At 55.4% G+C, this 22,709-nt stretch carries 18 protein-coding genes; 4 read left to right on the top strand and 14 right to left on the bottom strand.

Features of this window, described 5'->3' with window-relative positions:
- Positions 1-634: 634 nt before the first annotated feature.
- The 7 genes from J1781_RS13230 to J1781_RS13200 form a co-directional block, all read right to left on the bottom strand.
- On the bottom strand, positions 635-3,757 hold the full coding sequence (locus J1781_RS13230; RefSeq protein ID WP_217220776.1) for an efflux RND transporter permease subunit: 3,123 nt from the start codon (positions 3,755-3,757) through the stop codon (positions 635-637).
- Positions 3,754-4,998, bottom strand: coding sequence for an efflux RND transporter periplasmic adaptor subunit (locus tag J1781_RS13225; protein ID WP_217220775.1), 1,245 nt, complete (start codon positions 4,996-4,998; stop codon positions 3,754-3,756). The genes J1781_RS13230 and J1781_RS13225 overlap by 4 nt, the downstream gene beginning before the upstream one ends.
- On the bottom strand, positions 4,998-6,251 hold the full coding sequence (locus J1781_RS13220) for a TolC family protein (protein WP_217233719.1): 1,254 nt from the start codon (positions 6,249-6,251) through the stop codon (positions 4,998-5,000). The genes J1781_RS13225 and J1781_RS13220 overlap by 1 nt, the downstream gene beginning before the upstream one ends.
- A gap of 14 nt (positions 6,252-6,265) precedes the next feature.
- A complete protein-coding gene (locus J1781_RS13215; protein ID WP_235174085.1) occupies positions 6,266-6,532 on the bottom strand; it encodes a copper-binding protein in 267 nt (88 codons plus the stop codon).
- Between the two features lie 187 nt (positions 6,533-6,719).
- Positions 6,720-7,139 (bottom strand): hypothetical protein, encoded by a 420-nt coding sequence (locus J1781_RS13210; protein WP_217233718.1) that lies wholly within the window; start codon positions 7,137-7,139, stop codon positions 6,720-6,722.
- Positions 7,140-7,316: 177 nt separating this feature from the next.
- A complete protein-coding gene (corA, locus tag J1781_RS13205; protein WP_129951067.1) occupies positions 7,317-8,324 on the bottom strand; it encodes a magnesium/cobalt transporter CorA in 1,008 nt (335 codons plus the stop codon).
- A 118-nt stretch (positions 8,325-8,442) separates the two neighbouring features.
- The gene (locus J1781_RS13200; RefSeq protein ID WP_217137834.1) at positions 8,443-9,276 is read right to left on the bottom strand and encodes an oxidoreductase; all 834 of its coding nucleotides are present in this window, start codon (positions 9,274-9,276) and stop codon (positions 8,443-8,445) included.
- A 163-nt stretch (positions 9,277-9,439) separates the two neighbouring features.
- Between J1781_RS13200 and J1781_RS13195 the strand changes: the two genes are divergently transcribed.
- The gene (locus J1781_RS13195; RefSeq protein WP_129951069.1) at positions 9,440-10,381 is read left to right on the top strand and encodes an AraC family transcriptional regulator; all 942 of its coding nucleotides are present in this window, start codon (positions 9,440-9,442) and stop codon (positions 10,379-10,381) included.
- Between the two features lie 7 nt (positions 10,382-10,388).
- Here J1781_RS13195 and J1781_RS13190 read toward each other — a convergent pair whose 3' ends face one another.
- The 3 genes from J1781_RS13190 to J1781_RS13180 are packed head-to-tail and all read right to left on the bottom strand — an operon-like array spanning position 10,389 to position 14,807.
- Positions 10,389-12,068, bottom strand: coding sequence for an efflux transporter outer membrane subunit (locus J1781_RS13190; RefSeq protein WP_217220770.1), 1,680 nt, complete (start codon positions 12,066-12,068; stop codon positions 10,389-10,391).
- Positions 12,052-13,620, bottom strand: coding sequence for a DHA2 family efflux MFS transporter permease subunit (locus tag J1781_RS13185; RefSeq protein WP_129990831.1), 1,569 nt, complete (start codon positions 13,618-13,620; stop codon positions 12,052-12,054). The genes J1781_RS13190 and J1781_RS13185 overlap by 17 nt, the downstream gene beginning before the upstream one ends.
- The gene (locus J1781_RS13180; protein ID WP_129951072.1) at positions 13,617-14,807 is read right to left on the bottom strand and encodes an HlyD family secretion protein; all 1,191 of its coding nucleotides are present in this window, start codon (positions 14,805-14,807) and stop codon (positions 13,617-13,619) included. The genes J1781_RS13185 and J1781_RS13180 overlap by 4 nt, the downstream gene beginning before the upstream one ends.
- 261 nt (positions 14,808-15,068) lie before the next feature.
- Here J1781_RS13180 and J1781_RS13175 point away from each other — a divergent pair, with 261 nt between their 5' ends.
- Positions 15,069-15,980 (top strand): cation diffusion facilitator family transporter, encoded by a 912-nt coding sequence (locus tag J1781_RS13175; protein ID WP_129990830.1) that lies wholly within the window; start codon positions 15,069-15,071, stop codon positions 15,978-15,980.
- Between the two features lie 113 nt (positions 15,981-16,093).
- Here J1781_RS13175 and J1781_RS13170 read toward each other — a convergent pair whose 3' ends face one another.
- The 4 genes from J1781_RS13170 to J1781_RS13155 form a co-directional block, all read right to left on the bottom strand.
- Positions 16,094-16,423, bottom strand: a complete 330-nt coding sequence (locus J1781_RS13170) for a hypothetical protein (protein ID WP_217233717.1) — start codon at positions 16,421-16,423, stop codon at positions 16,094-16,096.
- A 25-nt stretch (positions 16,424-16,448) separates the two neighbouring features.
- Positions 16,449-17,873, bottom strand: a complete 1,425-nt coding sequence (gene phoA / locus J1781_RS13165; protein ID WP_129990829.1) for an alkaline phosphatase — start codon at positions 17,871-17,873, stop codon at positions 16,449-16,451.
- 228 nt (positions 17,874-18,101) lie between these two features.
- Positions 18,102-19,022 (bottom strand): L,D-transpeptidase family protein, encoded by a 921-nt coding sequence (locus tag J1781_RS13160; protein WP_129951075.1) that lies wholly within the window; start codon positions 19,020-19,022, stop codon positions 18,102-18,104.
- Between the two features lie 261 nt (positions 19,023-19,283).
- On the bottom strand, positions 19,284-20,837 hold the full coding sequence (locus tag J1781_RS13155) for a DHA2 family efflux MFS transporter permease subunit (protein WP_217233716.1): 1,554 nt from the start codon (positions 20,835-20,837) through the stop codon (positions 19,284-19,286).
- A 79-nt stretch (positions 20,838-20,916) separates the two neighbouring features.
- On the opposite strand from J1781_RS13155, the gene J1781_RS13150 reads away from it, so the two are divergent.
- Positions 20,917-22,041 carry an HlyD family secretion protein gene (locus tag J1781_RS13150; RefSeq protein ID WP_217233715.1) on the top strand — a complete coding sequence of 375 codons (1,125 nt, stop codon included), beginning with the start codon at positions 20,917-20,919 and terminating at the stop codon, positions 22,039-22,041.
- 37 nt (positions 22,042-22,078) lie between these two features.
- Entirely contained in the window at positions 22,079-22,666 is a 588-nt protein-coding gene (locus J1781_RS13145) for a TetR/AcrR family transcriptional regulator (protein ID WP_129951078.1), read from the top strand.
- Positions 22,667-22,709 lie beyond the last annotated feature (43 nt).

The raw sequence follows: 22,709 nt of genomic DNA, 5'->3' as shown, positions 1-22,709 counted from the left end.
GTGGGATTACGGTCCCACACGCCGTTTTAACTTCAACTTCAAGGTCGTGGGCGTCGGCCCACACCGACAAAACCTTGGGTTGCCACCCAAACTGGCCTTAAGAGGCGCCTATCGCCGCGCCTCTTAAGAATCTCCGGCTCTTTCACTGCGCGCTCCGCTTGCTGGCTATGTTTCAGGCATCACAGCGATAGCCGCAAAATCCCGCCGCTGCGCGGTTCCCTCCCTTCGGGTTACAACCCGCGTAATAAAGACACGCGGTTTTCCACCTCTCGTCCGGCGTGATTTTGGAACCGGCCTCAGGCTTCTACTTCACAACCTCACTGATTTTGATATGAAAAGCGGATTGGTTTTGAATTTAAGATCGTGCGGGCGATTCAGAAATCTTGCTGAGCGGAGCGGCCTGGAGACCAGAGGCTCCAGGACCGAGAGAAGGCACCGCGTAGCGGCAAGATTTCCAGCCGGTCACTGATGTACCTGAAACATGGCCGACTGCGATAGCGCGCAGTAAAAAAGCGGAGGGAGATCCAAGAGGGAGAAAGCACTTCTCCCTCTTGGGCGGTTTCGGCGCAGCGCGTCAGGTAAGCACCGCACGTGAGAAACCGAAATTTTCTCGATCAGGGCTGCACTGCAAGTGCTAATTCCGCCTCCGATGTATCAGCAAATAAACCGCCGGGATCACCAGCATCGACAGCAGCGGGGCACTCACCATGCCGCCGATCATCGGCGCGGCGATGCGCTGCATCACTTCTGAACCGGTGCCGCTTCCCCACATGATCGGCAGTAAACCCGCCATAATTGTGGCGACGGTCATGGCTTTTGGCCGGACACGCAACACCGCGCCATGATGAATGGCGTCGCACAGTTCTGCCTCACTCATCTCCTCACCGGCTTTCTGCTGGCGCTGCACCGCCTGATTCAGATACAACACCATGATTACCCCGAATTCGGCAGCGACACCGGCCAGGGCGATAAAGCCGACGGCGGCGGCGACCGACAAATTGAAGCTGAGCAGGAACAACAACCAGACGCCGCCGGTCAGGGCAAACGGCAAGGTCGCCATGATCAGCAGCGCGTCACGGACACTGCTGAATGTGACATATAACAGTACGAAGATAATCAGAAGGGTCACCGGCAGCACTATTTTCAGTTTTGCCGTAGCGCGCTCCAGATACTCAAATTGTCCCGACCAGCTGACCGTCACGCCTTCCGGTAATTTTACCTGCTGGTTCACCGCCCGTTGCATGTCGTCGACCGCAGATTTCAAATCGCGTCCGCGCAAGTCAACATAGATCCAGTCAGAAAGACGGGCGTTCTCACTTTTCAGCATCGGCGGACCGTCGGTGACGCTGACCGATGCCAGCGCTGACAGCGGTACCTGTGCACCGGAGGCTGTCAGCACCGGTAAGTCACGTAGCGCCTGCACATTGTCCCGCAGTTCACGCGGATAGCGCAGGTTGATCGGATAACGTTCGCGGCCTTCCAGTGTTTCACCGATATTTTCTCCACCGACCAGTGTCGAAACCAGCGATTGTAGTTCAGCAACCGTGACACCGTAACGTGCAGCTTCGCGCCGGTTGATTGTAATATCGACGTAACGGCCGCCTTCCAGCCTTTCGGCCAGCGCTGAGGTTACACCCGGCACTTTTTTCACGATATGCTCGATCTGCTGAGCAATCTGCTCGATTTGCGCAATATTATTACCGTTCACCTTAATGCCTACCGGGCTTTTGATGCCGGTGGCCAGCATGTCGAGACGGTTGCGGATAGGCGGTACCCAGACATTGGCGATACCCGGTAATTTCACCGCATTGTCGAGCTCCGTCACCAGTTTGTCTGGCGTCATACCCGGCCGCCACTGGTCGCGCGGTTTAAAGCGGATCGTGGTTTCGACCATCGTCAGGGGAGCCGGGTCAGTGGCGCTGTCTGCCCGTCCGGCTTTGCCAAATACACTGGCGACCTCCGGTACTGTTTTGATTAACCGGTCCGTTTGCTGCAACAGCCGCGCCGCTTCCCGAGCTGAAATCCCCGGCAGCGTCGACGGCATATACAGCAGGTCGCCTTCATCGAGCGGCGGCATAAATTCACTGCCCAGTTTTGCCAGCGGATACAGGGACACCAGCAGGAACAGACCGCTGGATAACAGCGTGATTTTCGGGCGTTTCAGCACGGCGGAAAGGACCGGCTGATAGACAGCGATCAGCCAGCGGTTGAGCGGGCTGGCATTCTCATCAGGAATTTTGCCACGGATAAAATAGCCCATCAGCACCGGTACCAGCGTGATGCCCAGCCCGGCAGACACCGCCATCGCATAAGTTTTGGTGAATGCCAGCGGGGAGAACATCCGGCCCTCCTGTGCTTCCAGCGAAAACACCGGAATAAACGACAGGGTGATGATCAGCAAACTGCAAAACAGCGCCGGACCGACTTCCGTGGCAGCCCGCTCAGACACTTTCCAGTAATCTGCCGGTGCCGGTTGCTGACCGGGATGCTCATGCCGCCACTGTTCCAGTACCTTATGCATATTCTCGATCATCACAATCGCGGCATCGACCATCGCACCGATGGCAATCGCGATGCCGCCCAGTGACATGATATTGGCGCTGACGCCCTGATAATGCATGACGATAAATGCACCGAGAATGCCAAGCGGCAGGGTGATAATGGCCACCAGCGCAGAGCGGAAGTGAAACAGAAACAGCGCGCAAACCACCGCAACTACCACAAACTCTTCCAGTAATTTATGGGATAACGTGTCGATGGCATTTTCGATCAGTGGCTGACGATCGTACACCGGTACAATCTCCACGCCCGCCGGCAATGTGCGGGCGAGAGCATGTAACCGCTGTTTGACCGCTTTCAGGGTTTCCAGTGCGTTTTTACCCGAGCGCATAATAATTACGCCGCCCGCCACCTCGCCTTCACCGTTGAGCTCCGCCACACCGCGCCGCAGTTCCGGGCCGGTACGCACGGTGGCAACATCCGCCAGCAGCACCGGGATCCCGCTGTTAACCGTCACCACCACGTTGTTGAAGTCCTCCGGACTTTTGAGATAGCCGGAGGTGCGGACCATATATTCAGCCTCACCCATTTCCAGCAGTGAACCGCTGCTTTCCTGATTGGCGTTTTGCAACGCGGTCACCAGTTGCTGGTGTGTTACGCCACGGGCGCGCATTCGTTGCGGATCGGCCACTACCTGATACTGACGCACCATGCCACCGATGCTGGCGACCTCAGAGACATCCGGCACCGTTTTCAGATCGTAACGCAGCGTCCAGTCCTGCAGGGCGCGCAGTTGTTCGAGGCTGTGTTTGCCGGTTTTGTCGGTCAGTACATACTCATAAATCCAGCCGACACCGGTCGCATCCGGCCCCAGCGAGGCTTTTGCACCTGCCGGCAGTGAGGACTGCACCTGGCTCAGATATTCCAGCACGCGGGAGCGCGCCCAGTAAGGATCGGTGCCGTCATCGAACAGCACGTAAACATAGGCATCGCCAAACATTGAAAAACCGCGCACGGTTTTCGCACCGGGCACCGACAGCAGGGTAGTGGTCAGCGGGTAGGTCACCTGATCTTCGATGATTTGCGGTGCCTTACCCGGATAACTCACGCGCACAATCACCTGCACGTCAGAGAGATCCGGCAGGGCATCGAGCGGGGCTTTTTGTAATGACCAGATGCCCCATCCCGCCATCATCAGCGCGGCGAGTAACACCAGCAGCCGGTTTTTCAGCGACCAGCGGATCACGGCGGCAATCATAAATCCCCCCCGTGCTGATGCGTGTCTGACAGCGGAGTTTCTGTCGCCGGCAGCGCGCTGCGCAGGCTGGCTTCGGAGTCGATCAGGAACTGTCCTGATGTCACCACCGCCTGGCCTTCATCGAGGCCGGATAGTATTTGTGTCCAGCCATCACGCGTCGCGCCCGTGGTAACCGCTTGCGGGGTGAAATGCCCGTTACCGTCGTCGAGCAGCACGGTATTGCGGCTACCTGTCTGGATCAGCGCTTCCTGGGGAATGGCCAGAACCGCAGCCCCGTCACCGACATCCGGCGACAAATTCAGGTACATGCCGGGACGCAGGGTCTCCTGCGGATTCTCCATTATTACGCGGGCTTTCAGTGTCCGGCTGACGGCATCGATATCCGGCAGCAATTCACTGACCGTGCCGTGAAAAACTTCGCCCGGCTGACTGTCGGCGCTGGCCGTGACTTTGCTGCCGATCCGGATCTGGCTGGCGGCGGAAGGCGGATAATCCATCACAATCCATACCTGCTTCAGACTGGTCAGTTCGAACAATGGCTGCGTGGCGCTGACCTGCGCACCTTCACGTACGGCAAGCTGACTGAGATAACCGTCTTCCGGCGCCACGACGTCGATGCGGGTTTGCGGCTGACCGGTTTTATCCACGCGGCGCAAAATGTCTTCCGGCATAAACTGTAAGGCCAGCCGCTGACGGGCGGCGGTGGTCAGGCTGCGGTCGCCAAGCTGACGCACGGCCAGGTATTCCTGCTGCGCGGCGGTCCAGTCGGGGATCCACAACGTGGCCAGTTTCTGGCCCTTTTTCACCCGCTGCTGACTGGCGGCAACGTAAAGTTTTTCGACTAAACCGTTCGCACGCGCGGCGACGGTGCGCAGGCTGCGTTCATCGGCGCTGACCGTACCGTAGACATTCAGCGTGGCGGATAACACCCGGCGTTGCACTTTCTCACTGCGTAATCCCAGATTCTGTTGCTGGCGGGCACTGACCGTCACACCGTCGTCACCGGTGACTTCATCGGCGTAACGTGGCATCAGTTCCATATCCATAAACGGCGATTTACCCGGCTTATCAAAACGCTGGCCGGGTGTCATCGGATCATACCAGTACAGCACTTTGCGCCCGGCGGGCGCGGCAGCTGTCTGCGTTGGTTCCGGATGACTGTGGCGGCCGGCGACGTAACCGGCGCTCAGCGCGGCCACGATCGTGATGGTCAGCAGGCTATAAGTTTTAGCATCAGTCATTATTGAATCTCCTGTGGGGCCAGATAACGCAGGGCGACCCAATAACGGGCCACTTCCAGCGCGGCATTACGTTCGGCAATCTGGCTGTCGATCAGGTTACGGCGGGCGTCGAGAACCTCATTCAGGCTGCTTTTTCCGGCGCGATATTGCGCCTGAATCACGCTGATACGCTGCTGTTGCAGCGGGATTACGTCATTTTTTTGCCGCTGCCATAATGTCGTGGCCGCCTGATATTGCGTCAGCAAGCTGGTCAGCTGCGCCTGATGATCGCGTACCCGTTGCGCCAGCCGGTCATTGCTTTCCATTGCCATCGACTGATCGGCGGCGTGATCTTTATCCTGACGTGAGGCGGTAAACAGGGGCAGATCAACGGTAAACATCACGCCCGCCAGATCTTCATAGCCGTCAGCGCGGTGGCCGTAATACACTTCCACACCGACGTCGGGCAGTGCCGCAATGGCCGACTGTGAGGATTTCGCCTGCGCCACCTCGGCTTCGCGCCTGGCCTGAATAATTTCAGGATGCTGTTCGACGCTTCCGGCCTGTAACGCCTGTGCCGGAAGTTCGGTGAAAGGCGGAATGGCGCCGTTAATTTCAGGCTGACCGATACCTGTCAGCTGACTTAAACGGGTGCGGGCCAGCTGAACATCGCGTCCGGCCTCAGTCAGTTTGTCCTGCATGCTGATAAGTGTCAGGCGTGCGTCCAGCACCGAGGCGGGCAGCGAACTGCCGCCACTGACGCCACCCCGCTGAACACCAATCTGATGCTGACTTTCGTCCACCAGTTTTTGCAATTGCGAGACAGTTTGCCCGCCGATCGCCATCTCCATCCAGGCCAGGGCGGCCTCGCGCTGCAAACGTGCCCGGATACTTTGGCGGGTAGCCGCGACTTCCCGGGACTCCGCCCGCAGCGTGTCCGCTTTGCGCTGACGTTTATCACTGCTGATGTAATCCTGCATGATGCCGATACGTTCCATCGTCATGCCTTCACGGCTAAACCGGTCGGTGTTGCCGCCGCTGACCGGCAGATTTTCGATGCCAAATTTCAGCTTCGGATCCGGCAATTGCATGGCCAAACCGGCGCGGTTATCCAGCGCATCTGCCTGGTGACGGCTGGCAGAAAGCTCGGCGGAATAATCCTGCGCAGCAATCAGTGCCTGCGGCAGGGTAACGGGTGTGGCAAACGCGCTGACGGGCACAAAAGCCAGCAGCCATTGCCACGTCACCCGGTGGTGACGCGGTAAAACAGACATGGTGAATCTCCCGGTCAGCGTTTCAGGGGTGACAGTGTCTGCAACTGATAAGCGGAATCAGTTTTGACAAAGCTAAAGGTGACCGGTGTACCGGCGGGCAGGGAGCGGGCGGCAATTTCTGGCGGCAGACGGAAATTCATGGTCATGGCCGGCCATTTCAGCGCAGGGATGGCGTGATGGGAAATCCCGACACGATCAGATTGCCATTGGGTGATCACGCCTTCGGATTCATATGTCTGCACATTCTGCTGCATCGTCATATGATCATGATCCGTACTCATCGGCATGGACTCTGCGGAGGAATAAAAGGGAATAAAGAAAAGACTAGCGAAAATTAAATTAAAAATTGCACGCATGGGGAATACTCCGATACTGTCATCAGATAAAAATAGCCATTGTTCTGGAAAATAAATGGCAAATAAATTTCATTGAATATTGAGTGCTGGAAAACACTCAGGACAGCAGGGGCTATTCTCTGTATCGGCAGAACTGAACTTCGGCAGGAGGGGGAGTGACCGGAGGGGCAACCCAGTCTGCGGTAGTGACCGCTGTGCTGGCATCGACGGTGATCATGGCTAATGCCGGAAGGACCGGCAGTGCTACCAGCGACACGGAACCACTGTCAGACGAGGTTCTTTCAGGGACGCAGTGCTTCTCACACAACACGGACTGACTTTGCATATACTCAGGAGAATCAGTCGTTTGCATAGTCATGTTGTGCGCCATGGGGGTGTTTTCCACCGGCGGGCGCATATCGCACTGATGGCTGGCAAGCGCCAGCTGGGAATTGAGAATAAGCCAGCATAACGCGAACAGCAACGCACTGACCCGCTTGCTGGGCAAGCGCAGTGAATGCATAAACTGTGAAATCGCGAAACGGACTGACATGATCAATATTATTTCCGTAAGAAAGATGCGACTGAGTATATAAGGAAATAATGCGAAGAGGAAAGGGCAAACAGAATAAGTCAGGATTAAAATTGTCAGGATAATTAAAGAAGGCGAATAACGACGGGTTCTGTTATTCGCATGTTAATTAACGTGTGGCTTCAGGTAATAATTAACTTACAGCCAGCCTGATTTTTTAAGCTTCCAGTATAGCCACGCACAACCGGCGACAGTGACGCCCAGCGTCAGCGGATATCCCCACCAGTCATCCAGTTCCGGCATGTTTTTGAAGTTCATGCCGTACAGGCTGAAAATCACCGTCGGGATCGCCAGGATCGCGCCCCAGCCCGCCAGCCGCTGCACCACTTCGTTCTGATGCACTGACACCAGTGCCAGATTCACATGCATGGCGTTCGAGAGCATTTCGCGGAGATCATCTGTGGTGCGGATGACCTGATTGGTATGATCCTGCACATCACGCACATACGCGCGCAGGCTTTTGGGCATCAGCTCCTCAAAGTGATGACTGAGCTGATTACAGATATCTTCCATCGGCACTGCCGCATTGCGCAGCGACAACAGATCCCGCCGCAGGCTATACACCTGCTGCACCGCCTGCTGATTAAAGGTGTTACGGAACATCAGTTTTTCGATGGCAGCAAACTGTTCAGTGTACTGATGCAGAATTTCCAGATAGTTATCAACAATGGAATCGAGCACGCAATACAACGCATAACCCGGTCCTTTATTCATCATTTCAGGGCGTTCTTCCGCATGTTTACGGATCTCTTTGTAACTCGATGATGCGCCATGACGCACGGTGATCAGAAAGTTTTTGCCAAGGAACAGATGTGTTTCGCCGTACTCAATGGTTTCATTCACTTTCTGCGCGGTGTGCGTAACAATAAACAGGGACTCACCGTACTGCTCGATTTTCGGGCGCTGATGCGCCGTCAGCGCGTCTTCAATCGCCAGATCATGCAGGCCGAATTCTTCCTGAATGCTGCGCATGTAGGCATCTTCAGGCTGCCATAATCCAAGCCAGACAAAGGTATCGGGCTCTTTCAACACTTCGCTGATGTCTTCGACCGTCACATCCTGTAATCGCTTACCGTCACGGTAAGCCACGCTGTTGATCACTGAATCACAGCTGGGTTTTTTCTCTTCGTTGGAAATGGAGTTCATTGTTTTACCCGATTGTTATTCAGACGAAAATCCTGCCCGCAGGCAGGATGAATTCAGTGTCTGAACAGAATAGCGCAGTCTCCGGGAAATGCGCTGTCGGGATATTTAAAAGAATGTTTCAGCCATCGGTGGACTGGCTTAGCGCTTCCCAGGCATCAATATCGGTATTCATTTGTTGCAGTTTTTCCCTGACAAATTTTACCGCGTCACTGCCGAGTAACAGCGAGGCAGGCGGTGCCGGCGAATTAATCAGTTGTAAAATAGCCCGGGCGGCTTTTTGCGGATCACCTGGCTGGTGGCCGCTGCGTTTTGCCCGGGTTTCACGCACGGGGCCGAAACTGGCGTCGTAATCACTGATCGTGCGCGGCGAGCGTACCATTGAACGCCCTGCCCAGTCAGTGCGGAACGATCCGGGCTGAATGGCCGTGACGGAAATATTGAACGGTTTAAGCTCTTTGCTCAGCGTTTCAGAAATCCCCTGTAAGGCGAACTTGCTGCCACAGTAATAACTGATGCCGGGCAAAGTGATAAAGCCACCCATTGATGTGATATTGAGCACATGCCCGGCGCGGCGTTGACGGAAATAGGGCAGAAAGGCTTTGATGACGGCCACCGCGCCAAAGACATTCACATCAAACTGATGCCGCGCCTCACTTAACGGTGATTCCTCCATAATGCCTTCATGTCCGTAACCGGCATTGTTAACCAGTACGTCAACGGCACCGATTTCCTGTTCTACGGCAGCGGCCAGCGGGGTGATAGCCTCGAAATCCGTGACATCCAGCACGCGGCCAAAACTGCGGCCAGGGGCCAGCGCCTCGAATTTTTCACAAGCCTGCGCATTACGTAATGTGCCGACCACGCGGTGCCCGGCTTGCAGAGCCTCCTCTGCCAGCGCGCGGCCAAATCCGCTGCTTACACCTGTGATGAATAATAATTTTGACCGGCTCATACACACTCCTCAATAAAAAACGGACTTGTAGCATAGGGCGTGCAACCCCGGAGCTGTAGCCCCGATCCTCTCTGATGTTTGCCTGTTCCTCTGAGTCATCTGGACACGGCGGATTCTCGGTGCGACACTTTATTCACTTTTTGCCAGGTATTTTCAGGGTGATATGACGCATCTGACGTTGAGTGTGACTGAGCAAATGATCGCGCTTTTGGACCGGCTTACGCCCCGTGAAGGCTACAACCTCACGGCTCTGGCGGATGTGCGTTTTCTGCGTTCCGATCGTCCGCTTTTGCGTACGCCGGTTTTGTATGAGCCGGGGATTGTGATTGTCGTGCAGGGAAGTAAACGCGGTTTTTTAGGCAATAATGTCTATTTGTATGACGCGCAACATTATCTGGCCGTCTCAGTGCCGGTGCCTTTTACGATGGAAACCGACGCCAGCGTCAGCGAACCGATGCTGGCGATTTATCTTCGGCTGGATTTCACGCTGGCGGCAGAACTGATGTTGCAACTGGATGCGTATGACCCGCCACAGGTAGACGCGCCCAAAAGTATGGTGTCGAGTTTAATGGACGAAGCCATGCGGGCGTCAGTCTTGCGATTTTTACAGGTCATGGCGTCTGCGCAGGATGCTGAAATTCTGGGCAGGCCGATGATGCGGGAGCTGTATTATCGCGTGCTGACAGGCGCTCAGGGCGGTACATTGCGCAGTGCGCTGGCCCTGCAGGGGCAATTTGGCAAGGTGATGAAAGCCCTGCGGAAATTGCACGCAGAATACCCCATGCATTTGGATGTAAATGCGCTGGCAAAAGAGGCGGGGATGAGCGTGCCGACGTTTCACAGTCACTTTAAAAGCATTACTGATACATCGCCGATGCAATACCTCAAGTCCACCCGTTTGCATCAGGCCAGATTACTGATGTTGCGTAATAATCTGACCGCCTCAGCAGCCAGCGCGCAGGTGGGTTATGAAAGTGTGTCGCAGTTCAGCCGCGAATTTAAACGCTTATTCGGGCTGACTCCGGTGAGTGAAGTGGCGCGCATGAGGCAGAATTTTTCATTACCTGCCCCGGCCACGCCTTCTGATTTTATCTCTTCGCATTAAGCCGTGATTACGGCGTTACGCCCGCGGTGGTGTTGACTTTTACATCCGGTGTAGCCGCCGGGCCAAACACGGTGTAAGTCGGTAATTCTACATTCTGATAGGGCTCCCAGCCGCCGCCTAACGCTTTATACAGCGAGACCAGATCGGTGCTGGTTTTCACTTTCGCTTCGGCGGATTGCTGATGCGCCTGTGCCAGCTGACGCTGGGCATCGAGCACGTTGATAAAGGTGGAAAGCCCCTGACGGTAGCTGTCGCTGGCCAGATCAAACGCGGTCTGCAACGCTGCCGTAGTCTGCTCAAGTCCGTTGACCTGATCCTGATCGGTGCGGTAACTGACCAGCGCGTTATCCACATCCTGTAGTGCGGTCAGCACGGTCTGGCGATAACTGAGCGCGGCATTAGCCTGTTGCGCACGGGAAAGATGCACGCCGGAAACCAGACGTCCGCCCTGGAAAATCGGCAGGGAAATCTGCGGGCCAAAGGAGTAGAAATGGCTGCTCCAGTTATCGAGATAGCTGGCGTCGGTATTACGCATGCCAAACTGGCCGGTGAGCGAAATACTTGGGAACAACTGCGCGACGGATACACCGATATTTGCGGTTGCCGCATGGAGATCGGCCTCAGCCTGGCGCACGTCAGGACGACGGCGTGCCAGCTGTGAAGGCACACCGACCGGCACCGCAGCGGGCAGGGCTGGCAACGGTTTCGGCGCGGAGAGTTCAGCATCAAGCGAACCCGGCGTCTGGCCGAGCAGGACGGCCAGACCGTTCATTGCCTGACGTTCCTGCGCCTGATATTGCGGCAACTGAGCACGCAGAGAGCCTAACTGTGCGCGGGCATTTTCAACATCAAGCTGCGGTGACAGACCGTTTTGCTGACGGTTTTGCGTCAGGTCTAAGGTTTGCTGCGCCACGTCGATTTGCGTTTCGATAGCGGCTGTCACGCTTTGCGCACCACGCAACTGGAGATAAGTACGGGCAACTTCGGCTTCCAGCGACACTAATGCATCGTTGCGCTGTTCAACGGACGACTGCGTCTGGGCATTCGCGGCTTCGACCTGACGTCGTGTGCCGCCGAACAAATCCAGTTCCCAGCTGGCATCGAAATTGCCCTGATACAAATTCACCGGTCGTGTGGCCGCGCCGATGGCACCGGAAGCTTCCGGACCGAGCTGATCAATCTGCTGCGATGCACCGCTCGAATCGATAATCCCTTTCAGCCCGAGTTGCTGACGCGTCACTTTAGCGCTGCCCTGAACCGACGGTAACCAGGCACCTTCCGCCTGTTTTACCTGTTCACGGGCACCGGCAATGCGCAGCACCGCCTGTTGCAGGGAGATATTACCGGCAATCGCCCGGGTGATCAGACTGTCGAGCTGCGGGTCATTAAACGCTTTCCACCATAACGGATTGGGTTCCGAAGGCAGCGCAATAGACGCGCCATCTTTATCTTTCGGTTGCGTCATGTCGTTATAGGCCGGTGGCGTTACCGGGTTTGGCTTCTGATAATCAGGGCCAACGGAGCATGCAGCTAATACCAGCGTTAATGTCGAGAGTGTCAGGAAACGGGTGCCTGTATTTAAAACCCTCTCCCGGCCTCTCCCGTCGCAGGAGGAGCAGGGCGGCATCATTGATGGCTGATTTCTCAGAGTAGAGCTTTTCTTGTTCAACTTAATGTGCTCCGGCATTACCTTCGCTCTTAACCGGCGAAAGCAGGAAACAAAATGGGATCAAAATAACGGCGACGATGGCGCAGTAACCGAACACGTCGATATAGGCCAGAATGCGCGATTGTGAAATCATTTCCTGATACATCCGCGCAGTCGCCAGTTGTATCGGGTCGCCGGCGATGTGGGCAAAATCACGGATCGCCGCCGCGCTTTTACTGACTGCCTGATTAAACTGCTCATCGAGCGGTGACATGTTGTGCACCATGTGCGCACTGTGCGCCTGAGTACGTTCGGTGACACCGGCTGTTGCCAGCGAGATGCCGATCGAGCCGGCGACGTTACGGAACATGGTAAACAGCGCGGCAGCATCAGCGTTCATCTTTTGCGGGATCGTAATAAACGCAATGGTGGTCAGCGGCACAAACAGGAAACCGAGTCCTATCGACTGCGCACTGCGGAAAAGCACCAGTGTTTCAAAATCCACATCCGGGGTCAGCGTGGCCGAATAAATAAACGAAGCCGCCAGCAGGAAGAAACCGAAGGCAATGATGTAACGCGTCTGCACCACGGGCATCAGCTTGAGCACCAGCGGGATCGACAGCACGATCAGCACCGCGCCGGGCGACATCACCAGCCCCGAGAGCGTGGCAGTGTAACCCAGTTGCTGTTGTGCCAGTTGCGGGATCACCACCGAACTGCCATACAAAATCATCGCCATTCCGGCCATCAGCAAACCGGCGACTGCAAAGTTTTTATCCTTAAGACAACGCAGATCCACCACCGGCTTTTTGGCGTAAAGCAGCCAGTAAACTGCGCCGACAATCCCGGTGACCGCCAGTACGGCAAAGGTGACAATGAAACCCGACTGGAACCAGTCGTCGTCCTCGCCACGGTCCATCATCACCTGTAAGCAACCCAGACCCAGCGCAATCAGCCCGATACCAATGTAATCAATACTGAGTTTCCCCTTGGCTTTACGTTCCCACGGCGGGTCTTCCAGCAGCTGATAAATCGCCAGTAACGCGATGATCCCCACCGGAATGTTGATCAGGAATACCCAGCGCCAGCTGAAGTTATCAGTGATGTAACCGCCGAGCGTCGGGCCAACTACCGGCGCAACAATGATGGCAATCGAGGATAGGCCAAACGCCTTGCCCCGGTCTTCCGGTTTAAAGTAATCGAGCAATACCGATTGCTGAATCGGTTGCAAACCCCCACCGAAAAAGCCCTGCAGGATGCGGAATAAGATCATCTGCCAAAGTTCAGTGGCGACCCCGCACAGGAAGGAGCAGACGGTGAACATGCCGATACATATCAGGAAGTACGTTTTGCGGCCCATCACACGGCTGAGAAACGCTGAAATCGGCAGCACGATACCGTTCGCGACCAGATAGGACGTCAGGACCCAGGTCGATTCGTCATAACTGGAAGACAGCGAACCGGCGACGTGCGGCAGCGCCACGTTAACGATGGTGGTGTCCAGGATTTCCATGAACACCGCGATGGTCACGACGGCGGCGACTGCCCATGGATTAGCCTTGGGTTTCCAGTAGCTGCGATCTTCATTCATTCGACGGTCACCGTCGGTTCAACAGACAGCCCCAGTGGCAGGTGGTGATTTTCATCCAGTCCGCTGTCGATGATGATTTTCACCGGCACGCGCTGAACGATTTTCACGTAGTTTCCGGTGGCATTTTCAGCCGGGAAGGCCGAGAAGCGTGAGCCGGTGCCTTGCTGAATACTGTCAACGTGACCATGAAGTTTGATGTCCGGGAAGGCATCGACGGTGATTTCCACTTTGTTACCCGGGCGCATGCGTTCGAGCTGCGATTCTTTATAGTTCGCGGCAATCCAGATATCTTTCGACACCACTGAGAACAGCGAGGTCCCGGCCTGCACCAGCGTGCCGAGCTGCACATTACGCTTGGTAACGTAACCGTCGAACGGGGCGCGTACCTGCGCATATGACAGATTCAGCGTCGCCGTTTCCAGCTGGGCTTTCGCCTGTTCAACCTGTTGCTGGCGGGCTTCGACGTTGGTTTCTGCCTGACGAATATTCAGCTGGACCTGCGCGGCCACCTGCACCTGCGCTTTGGCATTTTCCAGATCAGCGGTCGCAGACCGTACCTGCGCATTGGACGTATCGATATTTTGTTGGGTGGTGGCACGAGGATCGACGCCGCGCTGACGGCGGAAATCGGCGGTGGCATTAAGCAAATTGGCTTCCGCGCGCGTCTGCTGGGCTTTTGCCTGAGCAAGCTGCGCCGGATATTGCACTTTCGCCAGATCGTACTGCGCCTGTGCCTGGTGTAACTGCGCGATGGCCAGGCCCAGTTGCGCCTGTGCCTGATCGCGCTGCGCGGTGGCGTCACGCGGATCGATTTCCACCAGCAAATCGCCTTTTTTAACAAACTGGTTATCTTTCACGGCAAGACTGGTGACATAACCGGCAATTTTCGGGGCGATGGTCACGGCATCACCTTCGGTAAAGGCATCATCAGTACTGACCTGATCTTTTGTCATCAGCCACCAGACCAGTGCCACAACCACCATGATGACCACGACAATCCCGAGGATGATTAGCGGCTTCTTGCCGGGGCCTTTACGCTTTTCATCGTTATCCTGCTTGCCGTCATCAGGTTTTTTCTGGTCTTTGGGTGCCTGCGTGTGACCTTCTCCAGATTTTACCTGGCTGGAATCGAGTTCAGTGTTTGCGTCATCGGACGCGGAAGGCTGTGCTTTGTTATCGTTTGTCATAGTGCTCTTCTGATTATTGGCGGCCGCGCGCCTGAACAAAGAAATCTTGTCTTAAGCTAGAACGTATTGATGTAAATGCAAGTAAATCCATGTCAATTAACCTTAGTGAAGGCACAAAGATCCAAACCATAGGGAACGTCTTAAAAGTGGGAAATGGGTTATAATGCCGGGCTGGCATTGGTTTTTTAAAATAAGTAGTTCTCTGCTTCAGGAAATTCGTGTGAAAGATTCCCAACAACAACTGCTCCTGTGGGGCAAACCATGACCCGTCCTGCACCGTCTTATAAAGGGCTGACACGTATTGCCTCGCTGGTGTCGCTGTGTGTCGCATTAATCCTGGTTTGCGTCAAAGTTTGGGCATGGGCCGCCACCGGCTCGATTGCGCTGCTGACTTCTGCGGCTGACGGTCTGGTGGATGTGCTGGCCTCAATGGTGACGCTGATTGGTGTGCGTTATGCCGGACGTCCGGCCGATAAAGGCCATCGTTACGGACACGGCAAAGCCGAAGCTGTGGCGGCGTTTGTGCAGGCGCTGTTACTGGGTGGCGCGGGGCTGGTGCTCGGCGGGGAATCCATCGGGCGGATCATTAATCCCGAACCGCTGGCGCAACTCGGTCTGGGCATCTGGGTGATTATCGGCAGTTCCCTGGCCGCGACCGGCCTGGTGCTGATGCAAACCTATGTGGTGAAACGCACCGGTTCAACGGCCATCGCTGCTGACCGTGCGCACTACATCACAGATGTGGCTGTGAATATCGCTGTATTACTGGCGCTGATTTTCGAACGTTACTTTGGCTGGACGCGTTCCGACTCCATCGGCGCGCTGTTGATTTCCTTCTACATGCTCTGGAACGCGCGTGGTATGGCGGCCGATGCCTTAACTCAGTTGCTGGACAGGGAGCTGAGTGCTGACGATCGTAAACGCGTTAAAGCGGCAGTATTAAGTGTGGAAGGTGTGCGTGGCGTGCATGACATCCGCACCCGCAACGGCGGTGACCGTGTGTTTGTCGAGTTCCACCTTGAGGTGGATGGCAATCTGACGGTGGATATCGGACACGATATTGGTGATGCTGCTGAAATGGCGGTCAGTAAATTATTCAAGTCAGCGGATGTGACAGCGCATCTGGAGCCGGACGGGATTGATGACGACAGACTGGATAATATCCTGAGCTGATTGCTTCAAATTCAAGGTTGTGGGCGTCGGCCCACACCGACCAGAGACCCGGTAACGCGCGGGCCTTTGGACTCCGCGCTTTTTAACTGCGCGCTGCCGCTGGAGGCTATGTTTCAGATAGGTGTGTGATAGCCGCAAAATCCCGCCGCTGCGCGGTGCCCTTCGTTCGGGTTACAACCCGCGCAAACAGATGCGCGGTTTTCCACCTTCCCTCCGGCGGTATTTTGGAACCGGGTGATACCTGAAACATAGCCAGCGAGCGGAAGCGCTTGTTGAAAAAGCGAAGGGAGATCCAAGAGGGAAAAAGCACTTTTCCCTCTTGGGCGGTTTCGGCGCAGCGCGTTAAGTGAGCATCGCACGTAAGAAACCGAAAGTTTCTCGATCAGGCGTTCAGTGCAACTGAGAAACCAAAACTTACCCAATCCGGTTTCGAAGGGTTCCAAAGGGACATCTCCCTTTGAAAAACTATCACTTAATCGCCATGGCATCCCGCATCGTATAGAACAAATCCGTCTGGTCGGTCAGACCGACCACATTCGCTGCATGCGGCCCGAACGCGGCGATACGCAGTTGTGTCCCGGTGTGCCCCTGTGAATCCTCTTCTGAGTTGCCGTAACTGATAGTCATCGGCGCACCGTCTTTGGTGGTCAGTGTTTGCGTCAGGCCGGGCGCTTTGGCATCGGTTTCGATAATCTGGCTGGAATGGGCATGATCGGCGGTGACGATAACCAGCGTGTTGCCGTCCTGTCGGGCGAACGCCAGCGCTTTTTGCACCGCTTCATCCAGATCCACTGTTTCCCCGAACTGGCCGCACGGATTAGCGGCGTGATCTTGTTTATCAATCGATGCGCCTTCAACCTGCAGGAAGAAACCGTTCTGATTCGTTTTCAGCAAGTCGATGGCTTTTTCAGTCATAACGGCCAGCGTCGGGATGTCGGCAGTGCGTTGCGGATTGGCTTCACAGGTAACAGCCGGTTTATCAATGTTGCCGTGATAAGTGGCCTTCGGACCCTGCCAGCGTACCGGCATGTTGCCCTCGGAGAACAGGCCAAGAACCGGTTTCTTCTGGTCTGCCTGCGTGACAGCACTGAGCTGCTCCGCGTTTTCCACCCACACGTAACCCTGTGCCAGTGCCTGATCTTTCAGGGATTTACCCTGGAACTCACCGGCTTTAGCCAACTGGCTGAAAGATTTTCTGCCGCCGCCCAGCGTGACGTCTGCGCGGGTTTGCAATAACTGTTCGGTGATCGAACCACGTCCGCCGTTTTCCAGCCCGTTGCTGGCACATTTTTCCGCCGTTTCTTCCGGACCGTAGCACTTACGTGAGGTTACGTGGGCGATTTGCGCAGCCGGGGTTGCATCCTGCAATTCGGCAGTGGAGACGTTGCCGGTGGCCTTGCCTGCGGCTTTGGCGATCTCAAGAATAGTCTGGTGATCTTTACCGTTAACATCTACACCAATCGCGCCGTTATAGCTTTTAACACCTGTCGCCCAGGCGGTGGCGGAAGCTGCAGAATCGGTCACGTAACTCGGTTTCTGCGTTTTCTTATCCAGAGAATAATGGGTGTACTGACCGGTCAGCGGCAGGGCATCGATACCTTTAAAATAGCCGCCAGCGCCTTCTGCATAGTTGCGGGCGGAGGTGATTTCAGAATCCCCCATACCGTCGCCAATCAGTAAAATCACGTTTTTCACCGTTTTGTCTGAAAGTGACGCTTTCAGCGCGGCGGTCTGGTCACCGCTCAGGCGACGCGCGCCACCCGGTTCTGTCAGCACACCTTTTGCTGCGCGGTCAGTCAGCGAGTCAGTTTCAGTGGCGAGGACAGTGGCAGAGGTGGAAAGCAGCAGGGCGGCAGTCACGGCGCGGGCCACAAGAGATACGGATTGTTGCATTGTCAAAACTCCTTTTCATAAATCATCGGAAATAAAAATACACATATAGATATTTTTTGTTACCGGAAGGTTAAGTCAGAGTTGTGACATTTTAATGACAGTGATGGAGAGGATGTTGCTTTACGCCTCCCCTTCGCAGGGGAGGGAGTTATCCGTAGTTTCCTTTTGCGTTTGCAAAAAAAAAGCCCCGATGAACGGAGCTTTTTCACTAAAACGTCAGGGACGCAATTAATTAACCTGAACCGGCATCCCTGAACGCATCTCAATAGCGCGCTGAACCACAGTCTGGTTGACCGCAGGATCCATCGATACGCTGCTTGCGTTACCGGTCAGAGTGATTGGCAGCGGCTGCTGGGAATCAAACTCTTCCTGGTTAGAGGACAGCGGGTTATGGATCTCAATATAACGTTTACCGTCCGGCTCAACGGTGGCTTTCACCGGCTCGTTGATGAACTGAACGCGGGTGCCTTGCGGAACGTTGTCGAACAGCCATTTGATGTCGGCATCACGCAAACGTACACAACCGTGGCTCACGCGCAGACCGATACCGAAGTTGGCGTTGGTGCCGTGAACTGCATACAGACGGCCAACATACAGTGCGTACAGCCCCATCGGGTTGTCCGGGCCAGCAGGGAAGACGGCGGGCAGGAATTCACCACGGGAAGCATATTCTTCATGCATTTTCGCCGTCGGGGTCCAGGTCGGGCCAGCTTTTTTACGCTGAACCGTAGTCACCCAGTTCATCGGGGTGTCTTTGCCCAGTTCACCGATACCGATTGGCAGCACGACCACAGTATTGGTGCCTTTCGGGTAGTAATACAGACGCATTTCAGCACTGTTGATCACGATGCCTTCATGCGGGGTATCAGGCAGGATCAATTGCTGAGGGATAGTCAGCACGGTGCCCGGGGTTGGCAGATAAGGATCAACGCCAGGGTTAGCTTCGAGCATATTGCTCAAACCCATCTGGTATTGCGCTGCAAAATGTTCCAGCGGCAGGCTGCTGCCCTGCGGAACGGTAACTGTGATGTTTTCACCGACCAGACGACCATTATTGGCCGGAAGAGGGTAGACCACAGCAAAAGACGCCTGGCTATATGCAGCAACTGCCAAAACCAGGGTAAGGATTGCGCGAATGCTCATTTTCATATTTTCGTTGGTCGTTAATGCCACACTGGCAGTTGTCAGGATGTTAATTCCCCCCGATCCGATCGTAACCGGCCGGAGGAATAGTGTACTTGCACATAGCACTTGAAAGGGACACGGTATGTGTAACGAATCGCATTTCAGGGCCGCTAATTATAAGGATTTATTTCAAACAGGCCAAAGCTTTCTCATCTTGTTCGAAAAGTTCCCTGCCACAACCGCATTTTTTGCGGCAGCCTGCACATTTTCTTCACATTCCTGACTTTATTTACGGCAAAACGGCACCATGACCAGCGCGGCAACAAACATCCACGCCATGACCTGAAAGATGTCGTTGAACGCCAGTGTCAGGGATTGCGCCGCGACTTTCGCGCCAAATATCCCTTTTGCCATCAGCAATGCCTGAGCGGTGTCCGGCGTCAGGTAGACAATTTTTTGCGCCAGCGAATCTATCATCTCCTGCGCATGATCCCCATAGTGTCCCAGCGATTCGCCGAAACGTGCAGCGTGCACGCGGGTCCAGTCCTGCAGCCAGGTATTCACCGTGGCAATACCAATCGCGCCGCCGAGATTACGCATCAGATTAAACAGCCCTGAGGCGTAGCGCAGTTCCGGCCCCTGAAACGCGGTCAGGGCCATGTTCACACTCGGCACGATGCACAACATAATGAACAGGCCGCGCACCACCTGCGGCCAGAAGAACTGTTCTGCTCCCCAGTAGGTTGTGACCGTCGTCGTCAGCCATAAACTCAGTGCGAAACCGGATAAACCCACCGTAATCAGGACCCGCCGGTCGACACGGCTGATTAATCGGGCGGCGATAATCGTACTGAAGAATTGCCCGACGCCGACCACAAACACCGTTGTGCCAATTTCCAGGCTGTTGAAATCTCGGATGCGGCCGAGGAAAACCGGCGTCAGATATGTTGAGGCATACAGACCAAAACCGACCACCAGATTGAACAGACAGGCAAAGGTGAATGTGGGGTCACGGAAGGGGCTCAGGCGTACGATCGGGTTTTTTGAATAAAAGGATCGCTCGAGAAACAGTACAAAGGCCACCAGCGAGAACCACGCCGAAATCTGGATTTGCGGTTCGCTGAACCAGTTTTTTCGCGGGCCTTCTTCCAGCACATACTCCAGACAACCGAGAGCTATCGCCATCGACAATAAATGTACCCAGTCGATACGTTTAAGCATCGGAAAATCGGCTTTATCCACATGAATAAATAACACGGCGCCGGTGGCAACCAGAGCGCCTGGCAGGATATTGATGAAGAAAATCCATCGCCAGTCGAGTAATTGCGTCACCACGCCACCCACCGTCGGTCCCAGTGTGGGGGCCAGCACGCTGACCATGCCGAGGATCGCCGGGATCAGCGCCTGCTGTTTACCCTGAAACATCGCGAATCCGGTCGCGAATACTGTCGGCACCATCGCGCCGCCGGTAAAACCCTGCAATGCGCGAAAGAAGATCATCGACTCAATATTCCACGACAATCCGCAACCGATGCTGCTGAGGGTAAACAACGCCGCCGATGCGCTGAACAGCCAGCGGGTAGAAAGTGCCTGCGCCAGGAATGCGGAGAAGGGGATCATCACCAGTTCGGCGATCAGATACGAGGTTTGCACCCAACTGATTTCATCTGGTCCGGCGGAAAGCCCGGCCTGCACATCGTTTAACGAAGCGGCGACGATCTGGATGTCGATCAGCGCCAGAAACATACCAAACGCCATAATGCTGAAAATCAGAAACTTGCGTGATGTCGGGTAATCCGCAGGCGAGAGCGTCGCGGCTGGCGTCAGGTTGGCAGACATATTGTGAAATCCCGGAGCTTGTTTGTATGATGGGTATCATATTAATATGATGTTCATCATGCAATGAGTGGAATTAAAAATGAGCGAAGCAACGACAGGAGAAGGGATGCCGGTCCCGGTAGAGAAGGTCAATAAACGATCTAAGCGGATCTTCGTGGTCAGCGGTATTGCGCTGGTGGTAGCCCTTGGCGGTGCGGCATGGTTACTGGCTGCACCCGCGTCAGAATCGACGGATGATGCGTATCTGACAGCGGATGCGACCCTCGTTGCGCCAAAAGTAAAAGGCTTTGTGTCGCAGGTGCTGGTGAATCATAACCAGCGGGTGCATGCCGGCGATAAACTGGTACTGATCGATAGCGAAGAGTTTACGGCGCGTCTGGCCGCTGCGCAGGGGGAACTTGAAGATGCCCGCGCGCAGGTGGCACAACAGGAAGCCGCATTGCTGAGCCAGCAGGCGCAGGAGCAGCTGGCGCTCACCCAAATCGAGGCCGCGCGCACGGCGATCCGTTCCTCGCTTGCTGAACAGCAACATGCAGAGGCCGAGCAGCAGCGTTATCAGTCGCTGGCGGTTAGCGGGGCCACGTCTCGTAACGATGCAGACCGGTATAAAACGGTGGCGGTGACGGCAGAGCAAACCTCTGCGCACGCCGCAGCTATGCTGGATGTCGCCCAAAATCAGGCAGCGGTAACACATGCACAGCGGGCAGAAATTCAGGCGGCACTGGCGCTGGCGAAGGCTGCTGTGGTGAAAGCGCAGGCAGCAAAAGCGCTGGCGCAGCAGGATCTCAATCACACCACTATTTTTGCCGCTGTTGATGGCGTGGCGGGCAACCGGCAGGTACAGATAGGCGATTACGTCACACCCGGTCAGCGTTTGATGACACTGGTACCGGAGCAGGGCATTTATGTAACGGCCAACTTCAAAGAAACGCAGACCGGCAGAATGCAGCCGGGACAACGGGCGGATGTGCATGTGGATGCATTGCCGGGCGTGACATTTCACGGTGAAGTCGACAGCCTCGCGCCGGGTTCTGGCTCAACGTTCGCATTGCTGCCGTTTGAGCCGGGCACGGGTAATTTCACCAAAATTGTTCAGCGGGTGCCGGTGCGTATCCGTCTGGACACCGGTCAGCCTGATTTAGCGGCGCTGCGCCCCGGATTATCGGTGGATGCACGCGTTTCGCTAACTGATCCTGTCAGGTAAACTATGACGGCAATTTTCTGATTATCAGGGTGTTACTATGCGCTACGAAAGTGAACATAAACCTAAAATCCGTGAGCGGATCGTGAAGGAAGCGGCGAAAGCCATCCGCGCCAAAGGGCCATTGCAGGTCAGCGTGGCAGGTGTGATGAGCAAAGCCGGCCTGACGCACGGTGGGTTTTATGCGCACTTTGCCTCAAAAGAGGCGTTGATTGAGGCGGCCATCGGGCAGATGTTTAATCAGGTTATGGCCCGCTGGGATAAAGAAAATCAGGGACTGACGGCGCAGAAGCAACTGGCAGGGTATATCGATTTTTATTTGTCGCCGTGGCACCGCGATAACCGTGCGCAGGGTTGTCCGGTATCGGCGCTGGCCTCTGAAACTCCCCGTATGTCGGCACCCTGTCAGGCAGAGTTTGCGCGTGGTATCGGACGTATCCGTGAAATGATTATCCGTCAGATAACAGAGATGGGTGTCGATGATCCGCAAACGCTGGCGATTTCGGTGAGTGCGGAACTGATGGGCAGTTTGTCACTGGCACGCTGTGAGCCGGACCGGCAGGTATCGGATGCCTTGCTGGAAAGTGCGAAGAAAGCGCTGAAGGCGCGGTTAAATTTGCCGGGATAATAAACTCTCAGAATCGCTCCCTCCCCTGCGAAGGGGAGGGTTG

The organism is Rahnella perminowiae, from assembly GCF_019049695.1.
Classification (GTDB): domain Bacteria; phylum Pseudomonadota; class Gammaproteobacteria; order Enterobacterales; family Enterobacteriaceae; genus Rahnella; species Rahnella perminowiae.
Note: the sequence above shows the minus strand (reverse complement) of the source record. Positions and strands in the feature narration are given on the sequence as shown.

Coding starts and splice junctions, on each gene's coding strand:
- J1781_RS13230 (WP_217220776.1), bottom strand. CDS start 3,757: ATGATTGCCGCCGTGATCCGCTGGTCGCTGAAAAACCGGCTGCTGGTG.
- J1781_RS13225 (WP_217220775.1), bottom strand. CDS start 4,998: ATGACTGATGCTAAAACTTATAGCCTGCTGACCATCACGATCGTGGCC.
- J1781_RS13220 (WP_217233719.1), bottom strand. CDS start 6,251: ATGTCTGTTTTACCGCGTCACCACCGGGTGACGTGGCAATGGCTGCTG.
- J1781_RS13215 (WP_235174085.1), bottom strand. CDS start 6,532: ATGAGTACGGATCATGATCATATGACGATGCAGCAGAATGTGCAGACA.
- J1781_RS13210 (WP_217233718.1), bottom strand. CDS start 7,139: ATGTCAGTCCGTTTCGCGATTTCACAGTTTATGCATTCACTGCGCTTG.
- corA (WP_129951067.1), bottom strand. CDS start 8,324: ATGAACTCCATTTCCAACGAAGAGAAAAAACCCAGCTGTGATTCAGTG.
- J1781_RS13200 (WP_217137834.1), bottom strand. CDS start 9,276: ATGAGCCGGTCAAAATTATTATTCATCACAGGTGTAAGCAGCGGATTT.
- J1781_RS13195 (WP_129951069.1), top strand. CDS start 9,440: ATGACGCATCTGACGTTGAGTGTGACTGAGCAAATGATCGCGCTTTTG.
- J1781_RS13190 (WP_217220770.1), bottom strand. CDS start 12,068: ATGCCGGAGCACATTAAGTTGAACAAGAAAAGCTCTACTCTGAGAAAT.
- J1781_RS13185 (WP_129990831.1), bottom strand. CDS start 13,620: ATGAATGAAGATCGCAGCTACTGGAAACCCAAGGCTAATCCATGGGCA.
- J1781_RS13180 (WP_129951072.1), bottom strand. CDS start 14,807: ATGACAAACGATAACAAAGCACAGCCTTCCGCGTCCGATGACGCAAAC.
- J1781_RS13175 (WP_129990830.1), top strand. CDS start 15,069: ATGACCCGTCCTGCACCGTCTTATAAAGGGCTGACACGTATTGCCTCG.
- phoA (WP_129990829.1), bottom strand. CDS start 17,873: ATGCAACAATCCGTATCTCTTGTGGCCCGCGCCGTGACTGCCGCCCTG.
- J1781_RS13160 (WP_129951075.1), bottom strand. CDS start 19,022: ATGAAAATGAGCATTCGCGCAATCCTTACCCTGGTTTTGGCAGTTGCT.
- J1781_RS13155 (WP_217233716.1), bottom strand. CDS start 20,837: ATGTCTGCCAACCTGACGCCAGCCGCGACGCTCTCGCCTGCGGATTAC.
- J1781_RS13150 (WP_217233715.1), top strand. CDS start 20,917: ATGAGCGAAGCAACGACAGGAGAAGGGATGCCGGTCCCGGTAGAGAAG.
- J1781_RS13145 (WP_129951078.1), top strand. CDS start 22,079: ATGCGCTACGAAAGTGAACATAAACCTAAAATCCGTGAGCGGATCGTG.